Raw genomic sequence first — 20028 nt, forward strand, 5'->3', positions numbered from 1 at the left:
AAGGGGAATCCCTTGATACAGTTTAAGGAAAACGTTTCCGGCCTCGATTAACCATCCAAACCGGCAGATACAAACTGTTTCATGGAACGATAAGCCTGCTCCAGTCGAAAGCGCATCGCGCCTGTCACAGCATACATTGAGCGGGTATTTTCCTCATCATGCGAACCACCCAGACTGTCTGCAACGGTCATATGTAGAGCTGCTGCCCATATATCTGTCATGGAATCATTTTCTTCCAGCATCGATACATAATCACGGGTTCCATACACCGCCATGACATATTGTATCCACAGTTCCTGGGCAAAATAAAAGAGCGTAGGTTCATGAACCTCCGTCTGATCTGCCACTCGTTCCAGAATCTGAACGATTTGGAGCGGGAATTCCTCTGGTCTAAGAGGCACGGTGTCGATCTCGACTTCAACCTGCTCTTCGCCTCTCGTAAACAGGATCATACCTTGAACACCTCGTCGACGCAAGGTTTGCAACACCCGAAATTGAAGCAGAGGGTGAAGCGACTTATCTTTTAACCAACTGGTAAGTGCCTCGTCAATCTTCGGTAGATCAAGATAGGCCAGCTGCTCCAAAGCCAGCATCGTCTGTTCAGACAGCGGCTCCTCCATTACTGTGCGAAGCATCTTATCTGCATAACCATCATCCTGTTCAAGCTTCATTCGGGCATGCTGCCGTGCCATGTCTTCCTCACTAATCTCTTCTTCCTCTTCTCGTTCTTCAAGAATGGCAGGCGAGGTTTCTTCATATTGAGGAAACGCAGCCTGAAGCCATTCGAGCAGAGCCCGCCATTCATCATAATGGCGCTCTTCCTGGCCCTGACATTGCAGCAAAAAGTGAAGCAATTTCATCGCTTCACCATACCGTTCATTTTCAAGCATAACTGTCAATTGAATCTGGTAATAGTCCAGCGTCTTAGGAAACAGCACAATATTGTTGTTATGCTCGGTTTCCGGGGTCGTGGATTCCTTAATGGGAGCACCTCCTCTATATCCTGAATCTCCAGTCGGAATCAACATAAATAGATGTATATATTAAAACGATTGTTGATCTATTTTCTGAGTTCTCCTGATATTCTAACATAACCTTAAATATAATGAAAAAAACGTTACTGCCGCTAAATATCATATACGAAAAATAATTCAAAATAAAACGCTTGATATTCCTGTATGCATATGATAAAATCAATTTTGCTTGAAAAAATTCATGTCTCAGTAGCTCAGCTGGATAGAGCAACGCCCTTCTAAGGCGTCGGTCGGGGGTTCGAATCCCTCCTGGGACGTATTAAAAAGAAGCTTCCTTCGGAAGCTTTTTTTGCGTTCTGGGGATAAGAACCCCAACAGTTCGTCGGAGCATCCGCTTCGTTAGCACCACTTCGCAGTCTCGACTGCAAGGAGAGTATCCCTCCTGGGACGTATTAAAAGAAGCTTCCTTCGGGAAGTTTTTTTTGCGTTCTGGGGATGAGAACCCCAACAGTTCGTCGGAGCATTCGCTTCGTTAGCACCACTTCGCAGTCTCGACTGCAAGGAGTATCCCTCCTGGGACGTATTAAAAGAAGCTTCCTTCGGGAAGTTTTTTTGCGTCTGGGGATGAGAACCCCAATGGTTCGTCGGAGCATTCGCTTCGTTACATGCTCTATGTCGCTGCATTGGAGCGTCCGCATTTGCTCATTCTATAAGCAACACGTTGAAGTATCGATGTTCTAACGAACACAGGACACTTTATTTGCTCCCAATTCAGCATTGTGGAACTCTAACGAATCTTAGAGAGCTTATTTCACCATTCTGGGGTATTAACCCAGTTATTCGCACTTCATAGCCTGCTTAACGTCGCTGAGGTTCGTTAGAATTTGAAAATAGCGATTTTCCCATTATAAGACCACGTGGATTCGTTAGAGTTCACAGGGTAGTCAAGGCACCCATTGTCGATTGGGTGTTTTTTCATTTCATTGCTCAATATTGACATAGAATGTTATGCTTACCGAGTGGATAATGTAACAATCCATACATATTAACTTCTTAGGAAACAGGAGATTTTATCAATGTCATCTTCAATACAGCAACACTCATCTATCCATACTGAGGAAGAACATTCTTCGACATCCAAAAGATTCGGCCTGTTATTAGCAGGCATTATCGTCATAGCAGCTACCATGAGGTCACCAATTACCGCAACCGGACCTGTAGTGGAGATGATTCGCTCAGATACAGGTATCGGCCATACAATGGTCGGGCTTCTGACCTCACTTCCTTTGCTCGCCTTTGCAGCAGTCTCTCCTTTTGCACCACGTCTTGCCAAGCGGTTAGGACTCGAATCTGCTCTGCTATTGGCTGTTATGATTGTAACCATTGGGGTGGCATTACGCTTGTTGCCTTCCGTTCTCTCTTTATATGCAGGAACCGCAATTTTGGGGTGCGGCATTGCATTAAGCAACGTGCTTTTGCCAAGTTTGATCAAACGTGATTTCCCATTGCGGGTAGGTATCGTCACCGGATTATACTCTGTATCCATGAATATATTTGGCGCCATCGCCTCAGGTGTGAGTGTGCCCGTAGCAGGAGCCACATCTATGGGTTGGCGTGCTTCGTTAGGCATGTGGGCCTTGTTGTCCATATTGGCGCTTCTCTTGTGGCTCCCCCAGATCGCCGCAGGACGTCAGCGAATGTTATTCATAGCCACACAGAGTGAAGGGACACCTGTACGTCTACGGACCTCTTCCCTGGCCTGGTTCATTACTTTATTTATGGGTCTTCAATCTCTAATATTCTATACAACGATTACCTGGCTTCCCGAGATTCTCGCTGAGCAAGGATTCAGCCCCACCTCAGCAGGGTGGATGCTCTCCCTGATGCAGATGGTTAGTGTACCGGCTACCTTTATCGTTCCAATCCTCGCCGGCCGAACGCGAGATCAGCGTGTTCTAACCGCGATAACGTGCTCTTCTTTAATTGTCGGGTATGCTTTATTGTTAAGTGGCATTGCTTCGCTCGTTACCATTGGTGTCACGTTGGCAGGAATAGGTGCTGGAGCTTCATTTGGCATGGTAACGATGTTCTTCGTCCTTCGCACAAAAGATGCCAGACAAGCTGCCAGCCTGTCCGGTATGGCCCAATCCTTCGGATATATGCTGGCCGCAGTTGGACCTCTACTGTTCGGTATGCTTCATGACTGGACAAAAGGATGGACCCTGCCGTTGCTAATACAGGTCATTCTGGCCATCGCTTTGTTAATCGCAGGGATTCAAGCCAGCAAAAATAGGATGATCGGTTAGTCATATAATTCATTAATAAAAAAAACAAAACGGCCTCCATCCTGCAAATCAGGATGGAGGCCGTTTATGCATAAAACAATTCCTTCATTAATTTAATCAATTATAATCAATTTCAATGAGGAATGAACTCACTTCACTTTTACCTTAATTGTGTCTGTGCTGGTAACTCCGGCTGCGTTAATCAACTCTGCCCGGTACGTATATGTGCCCGATGCTTTCCCGGACAGTGTAGTCACAGCACTTTGCGCATAAGGTGTAGCCGAACGGAGTTCTTGCGTATCGATCAACTTATCATTTTCATAGAGACGATACTCTGTAGCGTTGGTTCCCCACCACAGGTTCATAGACACCTTATAATTGCCATCGCCATCCCAGTTATCGTGAGAAAGAACCGCTTTGCCTGGCGTTGCGTTGGTAACCCGAACAGTCAACGTCTGACTACGCGTTGTTCCCTTGTCGTTAGTCAGCTCAGCCACGTACGTATACGTGCCGTTGGCTTTGCCCGTGATCTTCGTCTGAGCAAACTGCGCCCAAGGTGCGTTGTAAGTCAGCTTCTGCGTATCAACCAAAACCCCGTCCTCATATAACTTGTAGCTAGTTGCGTTCTCGCCCCACCACAGGTTCATTGTAACGATATACGCGCCCTCTGGTAAGCCGTTGCCTACCCAGTTATTGTGAGACAATACAGGCGTACCTGGGGCCTTGGTTGCCGGAGTTTCAGGTTCGGTCTCCACGGCTTCCAATTTCAGTGCCGTATTGGCTGTGCCCGAAAGCCCCTGTTGGTCTTTTACGGTAAGTTCAACAGCATACTCGCCTGCTTCAATTCCCTCCAAAGGAAGGTTGAAGGTACCATCAGCTTGTACTTCAAAGACTCCTTCTTTATAAACCGATCCATCCTCTTTTTTCACAACATACGTTGCTTCCAGAGAAGCGGCCGGATCAAACGTGATGTCCCATCCGCTGGCAAGCGCAGGAGCTACACGGAAGTACAAGTCTTCCACGCTACCGTTAAGGACAGCAGACTCATCCTCTTTGAACTCCAACGCTTCTGGTGCAGTTACAGCCGGAGCTGTCTTTTTCACCAAAAATGGCGAAGTGTCTTCCTTATAGGTTTTGCCGTCCGTACCAATAGTAGTGATGTCTACGGTATATAAACCATCCGGAATCTCAGTCACTTCATCGGTTGTGTAATCTGCATATGAGCCGTCCCAAGCAAGGTTGTATCTTGCATTGGCATTGAAGTTAAAATAGTTACCAAAGATGGAGCCGATATAACCATCTTGATAATATCCACCTTCCGGATTAAGACCATCATAGATCTCAATCAGGGCAAATGTCATCGGATTATAGAATTCCATCGCAACATTCAGCGTATCCAACGTACCATCAGCCTTCAATGGATAGTGGAATGGATTTTTCTCAGTCCCTTTTACGGTTTCAATATACTTAACTCCACTCAACGTAACGTTGAAATGAGCAACATATGGCACAGTAAAAGTATTGGTTCCATTCGAGAACTCAATGTATCCTTGTGCTTCTGTAGTCGTAGTAACCCCACGCGGAACGGAGATTGTTACTGCAAGTTCTTCCTCACCATTCAGTGTGAAGGAACTCTTGTCTACGGCAACGGATACACCAGCTACATTACGAGTTGGATTCACATTTACGGTGTAATCCCCGCCACTACCATTCAGCGCTTCAACTTTAACCGTTTTGGTAATCGTCTTTTCATCTGTACTCAGGAAATTACCGTAGTTGATACTTCCGGTGATATTCTCCTTTTCAACAACAGATCCACTTTCTGTGTATTGAGTTACATCAAGCACTTTGACAAAAGCCGCAGGATCAATGGTATTAACAGCCTGAATACGGCCAGCACCTTGATCAAATACATCAAACTTGGTTGTATCCAGCACCTTACTATTGTTCATCAGTGCAACTTTGATATCAAATGGTGTCCATTCCGGATGCTTCTCGATCAGAAGCGCAATCAAACCTGCTACATGAGGTGTAGCCATACTTGTACCTGATTTACGATCATAAGCTTGTGCGTAATCTGCGTCTGGCTCATCCTTGCCGTAGGCAGGAATCGTAGACAAAATGCTTGTACCTGGTGCAACAATATCCGGTTTGATGTCCAGTGTTACCTTTGCAGGTCCACGTGAACTGGATGAACTCATTTCATCGCCCGGAGTTTGGGAACGTTCAAAATCACTAAAGCTCACTTCAACGGCTTGCCCTGCGTCCAGCTCAGCCTTGATCACATCTCCATCTTCCTTGGACATGCTCAGTGTTGGAATAAGTTCAAAGTTATCGCCCAGACTTACACCGATTGGACCGGGAATGTTGTTATATACAATAACAGCCAAGGCTCCGGCTGCTTTAGCATTGGCGATTTTCTCTACAAATGCGATTTCACCACGCTGTATTAATGCCACTTTACCTGTAAAATCCTTACCTTCAAAATCAGTTGGCTTACCCAGTGCTGCATATTCAAGCTCATATTTCCCTGTCAAAACAGTTTCAGGGTCTGCCGACAGGCTCCATCCCATCAGATCCAGACGGTAAACCGACTCTGTAATAGCCAGTGGAGCTTCAGTCGGAGCAATTACAGACTCTTTTTCCACAGGAGCAGCTTCAGGAGAAGCTTCAACGGGTGCAGAAGGTGATGCAGATGGAGTATTTTCTTCTGTTGTAGCTTCTTCTACATTCAGATCTTCAGCTTCGTTAAAAACTGTGTCCTCCACAGCCGCTGCACTTTCCTCATCAGCAGTTGCAGGTACACCTTGCTCTGAAACTTCTGGTGCTTCTGTTCCAGGTGCCGTACCCAGTTCAGGAGATTGTTCAACCTCTGGCACCGGTTGTTGTTCAGGTTGTGCCTCTTCGCCTTCCTCACCAATCCAGAAGTGAGTATCGGCTGTAATCAGCTGGCTAGGTCCTGTAGAGTTACCTACCGTAATGGCCATTGCAGACGCACCCGGAGAACCGAGTGTATAACGGTTAGGTCCACTGTTACCACTTGCTACAACCGCTGTCACACCAGACAACATCGCATTGTTCAGGGCAACCGAAGTGATATAACTCGGGTCGTTGGCGGCGTTACCTAACGAGAGATTGATTACGTCCATGCCATCTTGAACAGAACGATCAATTCCGCCGAGTACCCATGAGGTTTGACCACTACCATACGGTCCAAGTACACGGTAAGCATAGATATCTGCTTCAGGAGCCACACCAACAATACCGTAGTCCCCTGCTTCGCGAGCAGCAACGGTACCCGCTACGTGCGTACCGTGAGATGTGTAATAGGGGCTTCCAAGCTCGTTAAGCTCAGGCTCGCCAGATCCTTTCCATTCTTGATATGTTGTTTCATACGGATCATTGTCGTTTCCAACAAAGTCCCATCCGCCTTTGTAAGCTTCCTGCAAATTAGGATGTTCATAGTCAATCCCTGTATCGATGACACCCACTTTGATGCCATTTCCTTTGTAACCCAGATCCCATACTTCAGGTGCACCAATAAAAGGCGCTGTGTCTTTCATGTACGGGTTCACTTCATCTGTCTCTGGCGCTATTGTAACTTCAAGGTCAGGATATACGCTGACCACGCCAGGTATTTGAAGCAATTGTCCCACCTGGTTTCCTTTAAGCTCAATCGCTACACCATTCAGGGCATATGCATATTCTTCCAATACTTCATGTTTGATTTTCTTCTGAGTGAGGCTATGTACAAATGACTGTTGTTGTTGCTCAACTTGAGTCACAGCCTTTGTTTCCATAGAGGAGGTAAAAGATTTTCCGGAGAGGGTTGATTCACCTTGCGCTACTGCAACAGGTTTATTGGAAAGCTCAACGATCACTCGGGTGTTCTCTCCACCCAGACCTTCCAAGCTTTTATCCAAAAATGGATCTGCGGCAAGTTTTGCTTCCCGTCCTGCAAGAATCTCTCTCCATTGTTTGGCTTCGGCTGTACTGGGTAAGTTGTCAAGCTGAATAACTGAATCTGCGGGAGCGGCTCCAGCCGCGGGGAGAATAATGGAAAAGACCATCAGAACACTTAATAACGTGGATATCAATCGTTTACTCAAGGCTTTGCCCCTCCTTTTAAATGTGAATACGTCACCAAATGATGGGTTCCTGCTGTTTGTGCGTACTGCAATACACACTCTAATTTCACCGCCTATCTGCAAGAAGATTGACCCTTGGTAAATTATTCTATCAAAATACCACATTTTCCTTCTAAATACTTACAAATATGATATAGAAATTACTTATATGGGTCTTGAGTATGATAAAAATATCCATTTGTAATTATTTGTCGTTTGAATATTTCATTTTTAAAATAATGCATCAAAAAAAGACCAAGAGCCTCTTTATCCGAAAGAGATTCCTGGTATATAGGGGAAGCGTGGTTAGTATACAAAGTATCGCTATAGTTCGTTTAACATCGATAAAATTGCTACATATCGCGAAATTTTACTTTATTCTGGCTTCACGGCTTCAATACGCAGGCGCTTGTAATCGGCATACATCGCATCATCTTTCCAAAGGTGAGGCATCACGATTTGACTGGTTTCATGGCATATTTGTTGTATCTCTTCATGACTGAGACCTGCAAAATAGTCGCCTCCAAAATGAGCCAACCAGCCTACTATACCCTGCTCACCATCTGCCAGTCTGGTAGGACGGTCATAGTGATAGGCATGACGCACCATAAATCCACTTTGCTCTAAAATATGGCTATATTCTCCGATCGAAGGAAAATACCAAGGATTGCGTTCCGATGCACGTATGCCCGTGTTTCGCTCCATAACCTGCTCTAATGCATTCACAATGGTCTGCACGTTCCCTTTACCACCAAATTCTGCTACAAAACGCCCTCCGGGCTTCAAAGATTTCCATATACTATCCACTACTAATCGCGGGCTTCGCATCCAGTGCAGGGCTGCATTGGAGAAGACGGCATCATATAGTCTATTCGTCTCAAACTGATGACCGTCTCCTTCCACGAACTCAAGTTCAGGGAATTTCTTCCTCGCACGGCGAATCATGTCCGTCGATGCATCCATACCAATAGCTTCAGCTTCGGCCAGAGAAATTTCATGCGTCAAATCCCCCGTCCCGCAACCCAGATCAAGAATGTATTCCCCTTTTTGGGGTTGAAGCCAAGAGATCAGATTTTTGCCGTATCCGGACACAAAAGCCAGTTTGTTGTCATACTCATCTGCTTGCCATTGATTTAATGATTTCATGGATACCACCGTCGCTTTCGTTATTGATATCCTCATTGTGACACAGAATTGTTTATTCTTTAAATATATAAATTCTATATTATTTATAGGTATAACCAATAAAAGACTTCCTCTGAACGCAAAACACTTCCCGAAGGAAGTTTCTTTTTAATACGTCCCAGGAGGGATACTCTCCTTCCAGTCGAGACTGCGATGTAGCGCTAACGAAGCGGATGCTCCGACGAACCATTGGGGTTCTCTTCCCCTGAACGAAAAACAAGAAGCTTCCCGAAGGAAGCTTCTTGTTTTTTACGTCCCAGGAGGGATTCGAACCCCCGACCGACGCCTTAGAAGGGCGTTGCTCTATCCAGCTGAGCTACTGAGACAAATATGTATAATAAATTTTCGGCGCGGTTCTTATTATACTCTGATTTCTATATTTTTCAATAGTTTTATAAAAAAATTAATAATTATACTTAAATACAGGTTCAAAAAGTCCGGTTTTCAGTACCGAGAAGATGGAATGAAGCTAGAAATGGAGTAGCGGAGCGTAGGCAAACTACGTGAGCAACTACATTGTTTCCAAAGGAAACAACCTTCGTAAGCATCCGCTTATTTCGGCTGAATTCCATATTCGATGTTGATGATGCCACTAGGCATCATTCGTAATCAAAGGCGATAAATGTACTTTTCGGTGTTATTCTCATACTTCAGCCCCTTTGAGAATATGATAGCTTGAACCAGGTTATATTGAGGAGATTAGGACATTTAGAGTAAGATGAACATCAGACATTTTCAATGTCAGAATTGCTGGGTAATCTTTTGCATACATACATTTCAATGATCCATTGAAGGAGAGAATCGTCATGAGACAGCTTTTATCAGCCCTATCCTATTTCAGTATTTTCTTTGCCCCGTTCCTGTTTCCGATCATTATATGGATTGTTGCCAAGGATGATTACATTGAGGGACATGCAAAACGCGCCTTATTCTCACATGTATTCCCCTTTCTCGCTGCCATTCCGTTATTTTATTTCTTCGTGACTGCGCATAGTCTGGGTTCCGCCGTTGGGTTTGTCATTCTATTCTTTGTGATTTACGGATTAAGCTTTGTGTACAATGTGGTTAAAGGGATTCAAGTGCTGCGCGAGTATGCTTGATCACATCTCCACCTGATCTGACCATCGCATAATAAAACCCGCCGTTCAACAACGGCGGGTTTTTCCAGTTACAGATACAGTCAGAGCAACCAGCAACAGCAACAGGTCACATCTACATATAGCTCAACATCGAACTCTATCCCACTATCGCCACATGTGTTGCTGGAGCGTTACCTGTTAAGCCTGCCCGATCAGATAACGCTGAAGTGTTGGACCAAGCAAACCAAAGGCAAACAATTCACTTTGAAACCGAGCCTTATCTTCTTCGACTGTCATACCTTCGCTGTTCTCAAATGCGGTATTTGTCGCCTCTTCAAACGCTGTATGCATATTATTGTTATACCAGTCGATCGCCGAATCGGAGTGATTGCGTACAATCCGAACAACTTCCAGCGAATTTCCGGGCTGTGTTGAGGCCACGTATACAAGTAACGACGGATCTCCGGCATTTCCAGGCTGCACTTCAACCTCTGCACAAGACAATCCATCCACCTCGGTTAATCTGCGTATTTTGGCATCTTGAATGGCATACATTCGTCATCGCGCTCCTTTTCCTTTGTGCTTATCATGTACTTTGTTCAATCTGGTATCGTGTCTCTGGTGTGCCCAATCGGTAAATCTCTCGATACACCTGTTGTAATACCGTTTCATAAGCTCGGTTTACGGACTCCTCCGGTGTATCTGGCCATGGGAATACCATGCCAGGAAAGGCCTCTTCCTCCTTTTCCTGCATGAGGCTCAGCAGTCCCAGTAATTGCTCCGCTTCCTGCGGCGTTGCCTGAATGATCCATTCATATGATGTTACCGACGGATCCGGAATAACGGAGCGGCCCATGACAGACACATAATACTTCATACTGTCCATTGCATGTTCTCTCCTTCACAGGCATGTTGAGGCCGTTGTCCCTAGAACTAGTTTCCGAAGAGGACAGACATTTTATGCCTGCTTTCGGCATATATTTGTTACGACCTCTGACGAAAAGACAACATTTGCTGGTTGCCAGTAACTAAGCAGCCATACGGATGAATGACTCGACCAAGAAAGGATGAACAAACCATGTGCGGTATTACCGGCTTCATACAGTGGAATCGGGATTTGACCCAGGAATCAGAGCTGCTGGTCCGTATGACGGATAGCTTGTCGAACCGGGGGCCCGACGCTTCAGGTACATGGATCTCCAATCCTTGTGCCTTTGGACATCGGCGTCTTAGTGTAATGGACCCCGAGAACGGCGCACAGCCCATGCATGCGTTACAGGGAGATACCTCCTATACCGTCGTGTATAACGGAGAACTATACAATGCACCCGAGTTGAAAAAGGAATTGCTCCAGCGGGGGCATCAGTTCCGCACGCAATGTGATACGGAAGTGTTGCTCGCCTCTTATATTGAGTGGGGACCGGCATGTGTTGACCGGTTTAACGGTATTTTTGCTTTTGCCATATGGGATGGGGGACGCGAACAGGTTTTTATCGCACGAGATCGCCTTGGCGTGAAACCTCTGTTCTACAGTAATAACAAAGACACTCTCGTATTTGGTTCAGAGCCCAAAGCTCTGCTTATTCACCCTGATGTGGAAGCCGCTGTTGGCCCGGAAGGATTGGCCGAAGTGTTTATCGTAGGGCCTGCACGGACACCAGGACACGGCGTATACTCTTCACTAAGCGAACTCAAGCCTGCGCACGCGCTGATCTATAACCGAAACGGTATCCGAACCTATGCCTACTGGAAACTGGAAAGCCAGAACCACGAACATAACCTGGAAGAGACGGCAGCAGAGGTACGCTCTCTCTTGCAAGATACACTGGAGCGCCAGTTGGCTTCGGATGTTCCAGTATGCTCTCTTTTATCAGGAGGACTGGACTCCAGCGCCTTGTCTGCATTAGCCGTTGATTATTACAAGCGAACCGGGCAAGGCCAAATCAGTACGTATTCTGTCGATTATGTGGATAACGCCAAGCATTTCCAGGCGCATTCCTTTCAGCCGGGTGCAGATGGACCCTGGATTAAGCGAATGGTGGATGAACTCAAGACCGACCATCACTGGATTGAAATTGAGAACGGAGAACTGATTCATGCACTGACACAGGCCATGTTAGTCAGGGATCTGCCAGGTATGGCAGATGTAGACTCCTCGCTCTATTTGTTCTGTAAAGAAATCAAAAAAGGGGCCACCGTTGCCATTTCAGGCGAAGCAGCGGATGAAGTGTTTGGCGGTTACCCCTGGTTCCATCGAGAAGATATGCTGAACTCCGGTACGTTTCCGTGGTCTGTAGCACCTGATATGCGAGCAGCGTTGTTATCCCCGGATATTCGGGAATGGATTCGGCCACTCGATTATTTGGCAGACCGCTATTCGGATGCAGTGGCTGAAGTGCCTCTGTTGGATGGGGAAACAGGTAAAGCTGCACAAATGCGGGTGATGTCCTACCTGAATATTACACGTTTCATGCCTACACTTCTGGATCGCAAAGACCGGATGAGCATGGGGGCAGGACTGGAAGTGCGGGTACCTTACTGTGACCATCGTCTGATCCAATATGTGTTTAACATCCCTTGGGAAATGAAAATAACGGGCGGACGGGAAAAAGGTATTCTGCGTAAAGCACTCGAAGGTGTCCTGCCTGACGATGTGTTATATCGCAAAAAGAGTCCGTATCCGAAAACACATAATCCGCAATATCTGGCCGCGGTCAAACAGCAGGTACTTGATATCCTGGATGATCCCACTTCGCCGATTTTGCCTTTGATCGACAAAACTCAGATCCGCAATCTTGCGTCTTCACCAGATGCAGCTTCCAATCTTCCCTGGTTCGGACAGTTAATGTCTGGGCCACAGTTATTTGCATATCTGACTCAGATCAATACCTGGTTGCGGACATATAAAGTCGCTATTCGTTAAGATCATGTTATGCATTGATTCAACATGATGAATTATTTAAGGGTGCCCAAACAGTAACTACTGTGTTTGGACACCCTTTTATTACTTTTTTATAAAAATCTCTGTACGGATGCACTCGTTCTTCATCCACATTCCACTCAGTTCAATTTATTGCACTTTGAAACGACTGACGGTCTGTTGCAACTGTTCTGCCATCAAGGAGAGATCATTGGCTGCGGAAGCAATCTCCTGCATCGCAGACAACTGCTCCTCAGAAGATGCACTCACTTCTTCTGTTCCGGCGGCCCCCGTTTCGGTCACTTCCATGATTGTTTTCATAGACCTATTAATCTGTTCTACCCCTGTTGACATTTGCTCAATTGAAGCAGAGACTTCCTGTGTTTGCCCCGCTACGCCCCCAACCGCCTCACGAATTTCATCAAATGTGGCTCCCGCCTGGTGAACAAGTGTAATCCCCTCTTGAACCTCTGCGGATACAACCACCATAGATTCAGCAGCATTTCGCATTCCCTTCTCAATCGATGCCACCAATGGAACAATTTGATTAGCAGAAAGCGCAGACTGCTCAGACAGCTTCCGAACCTCTGTAGCAACAACCTGAAACCCTCTTCCCTGTTCGCCAGCTCGTGCAGCCTCAATAGCAGCATTAAGGGATAGGAGATTCGTCTGTGCTGATATTTCCGAGATGCTGTCCACCATTTTCACAATATCCTGAGAGTGTCTACTCAGTTCCTGGATCACGACCGACAGATTCGACACCGTCCCTTGTATAGAATTCATTTGACCTATCGCAGACTGAACTGACTCGCTACCCGATATTGTTTTTACGGAGACTTTGGTAGCTTCTTCAGACATATGGAGTGTGTTCTCCGTAACTTGTTGAAAGCCTGTCGTTAACTCATTCATCGTCTGGAATCCATCACTCGCCATTCGAACCTGTGTATCCATACCTGTTGCAATCTCACCCATTGTGATGGCCACTTGCTCTGTGGCGGTTGCTGTCTGTTCGGTGCTTGCCGTCAACTCCTCTGAAGAGGCAGCTACCCGTTCTGCACTGTCTCCTACCTGATGAATGAGTGTACGCAAATTTGCAGACATGATGTTAAAGGCTTGGGCGAGATCACCAATCTCATCCTTGTTACGGACCACAATAGGCTCACCAGTCAGATCTCCGTCTGCAATCCGGCTCGCGGATTGGGCAATAGCAGCAACAGGCAAGGATATCATTCTGCCAATGACATACGCCACAAGTGCCCCGATTAGAAGAGAAGCCACTCCAATAATTGCAATCCACCTAAGGACCTGCACAATCTGAAGATTAGCGTCCACAACGCCTGAGTTCATGGCATCTTGTTGATGCGTTTCCATACCTTCCACAATGCCTTCAAATTCAGAGATCAGACTTGGGGCTGTGTCCTTCAGTAATCTTGAGATTTCACTGTTATTCCCCTGTCTTGTCAATGTCATAATCTGCTGCGCAAGTTCATAATATTGGCTCATCGCTTCATCCGATCGTGAAAGGTAATCTTTCATCTTTGAACTTGAAACTGATGATTTTAATTCTTCATTTAATGCTATGTAATCTTCATAAGCTTTATTAAATGCCTGTTCGTTATTCGCACTGTCTTCCAGAATATAATTTCTCAAAGCAATCTGCTGTGATTTAAGATCAATCGACATATTTTTAATGAGTAATAGTTTGCTTGTTCTATCATTAATTAATTCTGTATACGTTTTCTCAACGGCTATAAACTGCGTATATGTTATAACCGTTATAGCCACCAATAATAACAGCACAGATGAGAAACCCATAAGTAATTTACGGCTAATTGAGATTTTTTTCATGTGTACTCCCCCGAAAGTTCAGATAACGTGCATGATACTTCCTACATCCACCCTCCTTTTAATTAAATTGAGACTTTAGACCCAATAAAAAAATATAATTCGAGATTATATGTACAAATACTATTCATAACAGGGTCTTTTTTCCTATTCATACTAACCCATAAAATATAAAATTTGAATCATAAACATAAAAATAATTTTTTTTAAAATTGTCAAGGCCCTTTTAATAAAGAACACAAACACTAACTCTAGTCCGGTAAAACAAAAAAACACCTTCCAGAAGGCAAGTCCAAACCAAAGGTCTGATCCTGCCTATACTAAAAGATGCGTTTGAAGTATAGCTAAATATGAAATGCCGGTCAACGAATCAATACCGGATTACGTTCAAGCAGCCCGCTGCCAAACGTTTCTCTGAACGGGGAATCCTCCATATGGATATAACCGATGTAACAGCCACATTTTTTCATGCGACAGGGCCGATCCTCAGACAAAGCCTGCAAACCATCGCGATATAGATGTCCAATGATTCGACGATCCTTGTAACACCTCTTCACATGCCCGGACCCCTGTACATAAAATACTTCCGAACCGGCAGCACATCGTTTGCCCAAGCTCTCATAATCCTGCAGATTACCTTCAAAAAGCGGATCAAGCCCACGTAAAAACTGAATTTCCTCTGGAGTGTAATACTTGGGCCGATCTTTGAAGGCATTAACCCACATATACACATCATCCGGCAAAGCCTGTCTCATGGACTCAATTGAGGGGAAAGCACTACGGAGTCCGACAGTACCGACACTAAAAGCAAGTCCCATCTGACGCAAGGTCAGACATTGTTTAACAAAAGAAGCCTCTTTTGTCTCACGAGGATGATACGTCGCCCAAAAGGCCGCTTTATTCGCATCCAACTCCCTCGCCCAATCCAGCTTGACGGACAGGTTGGTTTGAATTGCAACTTTATCCACATGTGGCATATGTGACAGCTCAACCATCGCTTCCCGGTACCAACGACGCACCAAAGCTTCACCGTAGGGATTGAAGAAAATCGAAAATTGATGCCCGGCACTCTCTTGCTCCCTGACCCAATTCACAAATTGACGCAATTGTTGTTCATCCACTTCCAACGTCTCTTTGGAATCCACGGTTTTGCTAAAAGGACAGTAGGGACAGTCGTAATTACAGGAAGACAACTTCCCCCGATAATACAAAGTCGCTCTCATGAGAAAACAAACCCTTCCATCTGTTCACGAATTTCGGCAGATATAAGCCAATCTCCAATCGCATCGGAGTAACCTAGTCCTTCTTCTGTCAGACGCAACACCCGCTTGCCCTCATCACTTTCCAACTCCGCCATGCCCTCTGTCAACAGTTCAGCCAACCAGGCATAGTCGGACATCACATCGGTACCAAAGCGCTGTTGGTAGTCAGACAACGTCAATCCCTCGCGATGCAGCAAGGCTTTCAGAATAAAGCGACGTCTCTGTTCCTCACGGCTTAACACGATGCCATAATCCGCCACATCGTAGCGCTCAGTTGCCACATAATCGGCAATGATGCTCTGTGTAGCCTTGTAACTCACGCCATACTTGGAAGCATAATGTACTTCACTCGTATAAGATCGTGCGCCACATCCCAGTCCAACCATGCCCTCCTCCTGACAACTATAAGGCAGAAGTGCTTTCGAGGACGACTGTTCTTTGGCAAATCTGCGCATGGAATATTGCACATAACCTTTACTTTTTAAAGTCTCACGTGCAGCTTTATACAGTTCCATCCGAATATCAGGTCCCTGACGGCGAATGTCATCAGGCTTCACGATTGTATTTTCCCGTGTATACAAGGGATAGATAAAGATTTCGCCCGGTTCGTAAGCCAGAACTCTTTCCAATGAATAGATCCACGATTCCACCGTTTGACCCGGCAAACCATAGATCAGATCCAGATTTAACAATGGGAAATCATACCGAGTAAGCTTCTCAAGCGCTCGTTCAACTTCCTGCGGTTTTTGTGGACGATAGATGGCAGATGCTTCAGCTTCAATAAAACTCTGGATACCCATACTGACACGATCCACACTTCGTTCCTTCATGATGGCCAGCTTGGCTTCCGTAACGGTATCCGGCGACGTTTCCACTGAAATCGATGCTTGCGCAGGGTCCAGCCCCATCACATGTTCAGCAATATCAAACAGACGATTCAACTGAACCTCATTTAATAATGTAGGCGTTCCTCCACCAATCGCGAACCGCGAATACGGTCTTCGAGATGTAATAGGTGCCCACTGCTTCGCCTGACGTTCCAGCGCATCTACATAGCGTTCATGCGTATCATCCCGTCGATCCGGCAGTGTGAACAGATTACAAAATCCGCAACGAGCAGCACAAAAGGGAATATGCATATATAAAAAATACGTATCGGTATTTTCTCGTTCCCACAGTGGCCCTAACGGCAGTGGTGGGTCAAGCTCCCGATAGGCGGTCTTGTGTGGGTACGAGTACAAGTAAGAACGATAAGGGAATGCCAGTACTTCACTGAGACTTGTAGCTATATTGGATCCGGACTGTGTGGAATGGCCTGTTGTTGTATGTTGTATATGTTTCTCCATCGGTTTCCTCCTGTCTCCGGTTGTTGTCCTCATAAGATCAATACATTCTATACTAAAAATTCACGGTAAGGCACCGTCCAGACGACATCATGTGCAAGCCGGTGTCCTTGATACCCGTCTTCACCGTAAGCTGTACCATGATCGGAAAAAGCCAGGCAATACGCAGGCCGGGCGCGTTTTCGCATCGCCTCGAACAATGGTCCAAGAGCCTCATCTACATATCGAAGTGCGGCTCTCTGAGTCTCCACCGAATCCTCCTTCGCTCCTTCCACGAAGTAACGATTGGGTCCATGAATGGCAGACACGTTCAAAAACATAAATATCTTTTCATCCGGCGCTGTCTGTTCAAGCAACTTTAATGCATGCTGTACCTGATGCTCTGTTGATTTGGGGTTGGTTACCCCAAAGTTCATTCGCCAGTAGCTGTGTTGGAAATAGCCAGGCAATACTTTTGCAAGCGGATTTTTTTTCGTAAAAAAGATGACGCCGCCAATACAGATGGTACGGTAACCTTCAGCTGCGAACCCGGATACGATATCCGGTGTATCAAACAGCCAGGTGTGCGGATGTGTTTTGAGTCCGGTATTCCGGGAATGAAATAGCCTTACATGAGATGCCTTATCTGTATTGGCAGGAGTCGGCATAAAACCACCAAAAAAAGCATGGTGTGCCGCATATGTAAAACTGCCTGGGGTATGACGCTTCTCCCACGGACCCGAACCACACAGATTAGGACAATTCTCCTCTTCCAGCTTGGCTACGTCATAGCGTAACGTATCCAGCGTAATCATTAACAGATCATGGGAGCCCACAATGGTGTTCATATCAGGCATGTTGAATAGGCTCCTCCTTTCGTAAAAGTTCCATTTCCCACTCATAGGTTCCGAGGCCATGATGCTCGACCCTGTATAACAGATCTCCAAATGGATTCACATCCAGCACATAGGCACGCGGATTCGAACCACTAGTAAGCATCACATCAATCCCAGCTGACCACGAGTTGGGAAATGCAGACATGGCTGCTTGCGCTGCCAACCGTACCAGCGACATCCGCTGTTCATCCAGGCCTGCTTCAGCAGGCAGCATACGCTCATTGCGCAGATGCAGATTGGTAATCGGGGTACGGCTCAGCCGCATAATCGCGTGACCTGCCTGTCCACCTGCAACCAATTGGCGAATATCATAGGCCCGCTGATCAAGCGTGGCTTTTGGCATCCACCGTTCAATCTGTGCACCTTCTGCACATAACCAGTTCATCAGCGTAGCAATCTCTTCACTGCGGGTATACTTGCGTAGACGTCCTTCATTGAAGAAAATCGTCTTGCCCTGTCTCTGTTCCATCCCCATTGTTGTTACAGCGATTTCATCACCCGTTCGGGGATTGACTTGATAGGCAACAACTCCTGAAGCCCCGGAGCCGCACGCAAGCTTCACAAACACACGATGCATCTCAGCAGACTTCATTGAGCTACGCAGGTCCATATAATTACGGATTGGCCGCGAAAATTGCAGCGCCGGAGGTACATCAACTCCATGTGAAGATAGATGTTGCTGACAAGTTCTCTTGTCAAACATCAATTGGATATCGGCGGGATCATTCATGAATCGAACTTCAGACCATATCTCCCGAGACTCACGGCCGATTCGATCCAAGCATGCTTTCCAGCCACGAAACCACTGGGCGGGAGCGTAGATTCTTCCCCACTCCTGTTCCAGCGCAAGTGCCTGTTCTGCGGAAAATGCTTCTGTACCCATCCCAGCCGTTAATGTTGACGAATCGTCCATATCCCCAAGGAACAGTAGTTCACGTTCCACTTCCCAATCCTCTCCAGGAGCATCTATTCGAATCAGGGGTACGGGCAGATTAGAATCTACTGTATCAGCGATGGTTCGTCCGTGTCTCCAATTCTGGAGCAATTGAGCATATGGCAGTACAACCGCAGGTTTCAAACCCAATCTATGCCTAGCCTCTTGCAGCCCTTGTGTTCGTCGGTTATCAGGGTTTCCGATCAATAAAAAGGGCTGATCTTGCGTTAGATCAGGTACATCTATCGGTTGATGCAGGCTTTCATTCATTTCCTTTACACCTGACATCGACTATTCCGTTAACGATGGATAGCGCCAGTCATCCTCATCACTCTGTTGCTGGTCGCTAACATCTACAGATATACCCGATTGGTTCCAGCGACTGATCATTTCATTGGTCATGTAATGGTAACTTAGATCAAGATGTTTCAGTTTCTTGATCTTGTCACTGGCAAGCAACGCTTCAGCCCCTTCATCGGACAACGTTCCTTGCGATAGATCCAGTACTTCAAGTTGATCCAGAATAGATGCTTCAGCTGCTGCTTTGGCAATCTCATCCTGAATTTCACTGTCTTTCAGACCCAAGTAAACCAGCTTTGGAAATAATCCTTTTTCTAGCAAAGGGAGTACATCTTCAAGTGATCCATTGAAACCATAATTATCCACACCCAGATACAGTTCCAGTTTACGCAATTCAGGCAACTCGGCATGGGTGATTGAAGATAACACTTCTTTCGGGAGACCACCACATATAATAATCAATTCTTCAAGCTTGGCATGCTGGAGTGGTTCCAGACTGAGGCCGCTACTGCCCATTACAGAGAATGATTTTAATTCTGGAAAGGCACCTAACAGTGGTGTGAGATTTGTCTGGATAATCCACGATACTTCACATTCTTCGAATCCCATATCTCCAATAAACAGTTTCTTCAATGACGGAAAACTTGGAGCCGACTCGACAAGCGTTCCTATGAACTCATCAGGCGAATTTTCATAAGCCTGTCCCCAATCTCCGATGACCAGACTTTCCAATGAGCTAGCCTCCGGTTTAGCTGCCAGTTCCTTAATTAATTTTTCCATACGAATGCCGTCCTCATAATCATCGTAAGATACAACAAGCTTCACTTCTTGCATGAGTAGATCCCTCCGTTTAAGGTTCATATGTGATTCGTTAGTTTGAATGTTAACCCATACCACAC

14 protein-coding genes and 2 tRNA genes are annotated in these 20028 nt (G+C 46.0%); 4 read left to right on the forward strand and 12 right to left on the reverse strand.

From position 1 onward, the window contains the following. Positions 1-47: 47 nt before the first annotated feature. Positions 48-1028: a hypothetical protein gene (locus tag V6668_RS23885; RefSeq protein WP_405142036.1), complete on the reverse strand. Its 981-nt coding sequence runs from the start codon at positions 1026-1028 to the stop codon at positions 48-50. Positions 1029-1217: 189 nt separating this feature from the next. On the opposite strand from V6668_RS23885, the gene V6668_RS23890 reads away from it, so the two are divergent. Together V6668_RS23890 and V6668_RS23895 are read left to right on the forward strand one after the other, a co-directional pair. Continuing rightward, a tRNA-Arg gene (locus V6668_RS23890) sits at positions 1218-1291 on the forward strand. A gap of 759 nt (positions 1292-2050) precedes the next feature. Next, on the forward strand, positions 2051-3280 hold the full coding sequence (locus V6668_RS23895; RefSeq protein ID WP_036605884.1) for a CynX/NimT family MFS transporter: 1230 nt from the start codon (positions 2051-2053) through the stop codon (positions 3278-3280). 128 nt (positions 3281-3408) lie between these two features. On the opposite strand, the gene V6668_RS23900 is transcribed toward V6668_RS23895, so the two are convergent. The 3 genes from V6668_RS23900 to V6668_RS23910 form a co-directional block, all read right to left on the reverse strand. Continuing rightward, positions 3409-7368, reverse strand: coding sequence for a S8 family serine peptidase (locus V6668_RS23900; protein ID WP_338706912.1), 3960 nt, complete (start codon positions 7366-7368; stop codon positions 3409-3411). A 393-nt stretch (positions 7369-7761) separates the two neighbouring features. Next, positions 7762-8532, reverse strand: coding sequence for a class I SAM-dependent methyltransferase (locus tag V6668_RS23905; RefSeq protein WP_338706913.1), 771 nt, complete (start codon positions 8530-8532; stop codon positions 7762-7764). 291 nt (positions 8533-8823) lie between these two features. Beyond that, positions 8824-8897: transfer RNA gene (locus V6668_RS23910), tRNA-Arg, on the reverse strand. Positions 8898-9377: 480 nt separating this feature from the next. Here V6668_RS23910 and V6668_RS23915 point away from each other — a divergent pair. Next, entirely contained in the window at positions 9378-9671 is a 294-nt protein-coding gene (locus V6668_RS23915; protein WP_017692583.1) for a DUF4870 domain-containing protein, read from the forward strand. Positions 9672-9848: 177 nt separating this feature from the next. Here the strand turns inward: V6668_RS23915 and V6668_RS23920 are convergent, their stop codons facing one another. Beyond that, positions 9849-10205 (reverse strand): hypothetical protein, encoded by a 357-nt coding sequence (locus V6668_RS23920; protein ID WP_124117699.1) that lies wholly within the window; start codon positions 10203-10205, stop codon positions 9849-9851. Between the two features lie 31 nt (positions 10206-10236). After that, positions 10237-10536: a hypothetical protein gene (locus V6668_RS23925; protein ID WP_017692581.1), complete on the reverse strand. Its 300-nt coding sequence runs from the start codon at positions 10534-10536 to the stop codon at positions 10237-10239. Between the two features lie 192 nt (positions 10537-10728). On the opposite strand from V6668_RS23925, the gene asnB reads away from it, so the two are divergent. Continuing rightward, a complete protein-coding gene (gene asnB, locus V6668_RS23930) occupies positions 10729-12573 on the forward strand; it encodes an asparagine synthase (glutamine-hydrolyzing) (RefSeq protein ID WP_036673522.1) in 1845 nt (614 codons plus the stop codon). 147 nt (positions 12574-12720) lie between these two features. On the opposite strand, the gene V6668_RS23935 is transcribed toward asnB, so the two are convergent. From V6668_RS23935 to V6668_RS23960, 6 genes are all read right to left on the reverse strand, one after another. Continuing rightward, the gene (locus tag V6668_RS23935; protein ID WP_338706914.1) at positions 12721-14418 is read right to left on the reverse strand and encodes a methyl-accepting chemotaxis protein; all 1698 of its coding nucleotides are present in this window, start codon (positions 14416-14418) and stop codon (positions 12721-12723) included. A 359-nt stretch (positions 14419-14777) separates the two neighbouring features. Then, positions 14778-15638: an STM4011 family radical SAM protein gene (locus V6668_RS23940; protein WP_338706915.1), complete on the reverse strand. Its 861-nt coding sequence runs from the start codon at positions 15636-15638 to the stop codon at positions 14778-14780. Beyond that, positions 15635-17023 carry an STM4012 family radical SAM protein gene (locus tag V6668_RS23945; protein ID WP_338706916.1) on the reverse strand — a complete coding sequence of 463 codons (1389 nt, stop codon included), beginning with the start codon at positions 17021-17023 and terminating at the stop codon, positions 15635-15637. Before V6668_RS23945 ends, V6668_RS23940 begins: the two co-directional genes overlap by 4 nt. A 47-nt stretch (positions 17024-17070) precedes the next feature. Further along, a complete protein-coding gene (locus tag V6668_RS23950; protein ID WP_036605877.1) occupies positions 17071-17856 on the reverse strand; it encodes an STM4013/SEN3800 family hydrolase in 786 nt (261 codons plus the stop codon). Then, the gene (locus V6668_RS23955) at positions 17849-19099 is read right to left on the reverse strand and encodes an STM4014 family protein (RefSeq protein ID WP_338706917.1); all 1251 of its coding nucleotides are present in this window, start codon (positions 19097-19099) and stop codon (positions 17849-17851) included. Before V6668_RS23955 ends, V6668_RS23950 begins: the two co-directional genes overlap by 8 nt. A gap of 21 nt (positions 19100-19120) precedes the next feature. Next, a complete protein-coding gene (locus tag V6668_RS23960; RefSeq protein WP_338706918.1) occupies positions 19121-19963 on the reverse strand; it encodes an STM4015 family protein in 843 nt (280 codons plus the stop codon). Positions 19964-20028 lie beyond the last annotated feature (65 nt).

The organism is Paenibacillus amylolyticus (assembly GCF_036894225.1).
Taxonomy (GTDB): domain Bacteria; phylum Bacillota; class Bacilli; order Paenibacillales; family Paenibacillaceae; genus Paenibacillus; species Paenibacillus amylolyticus.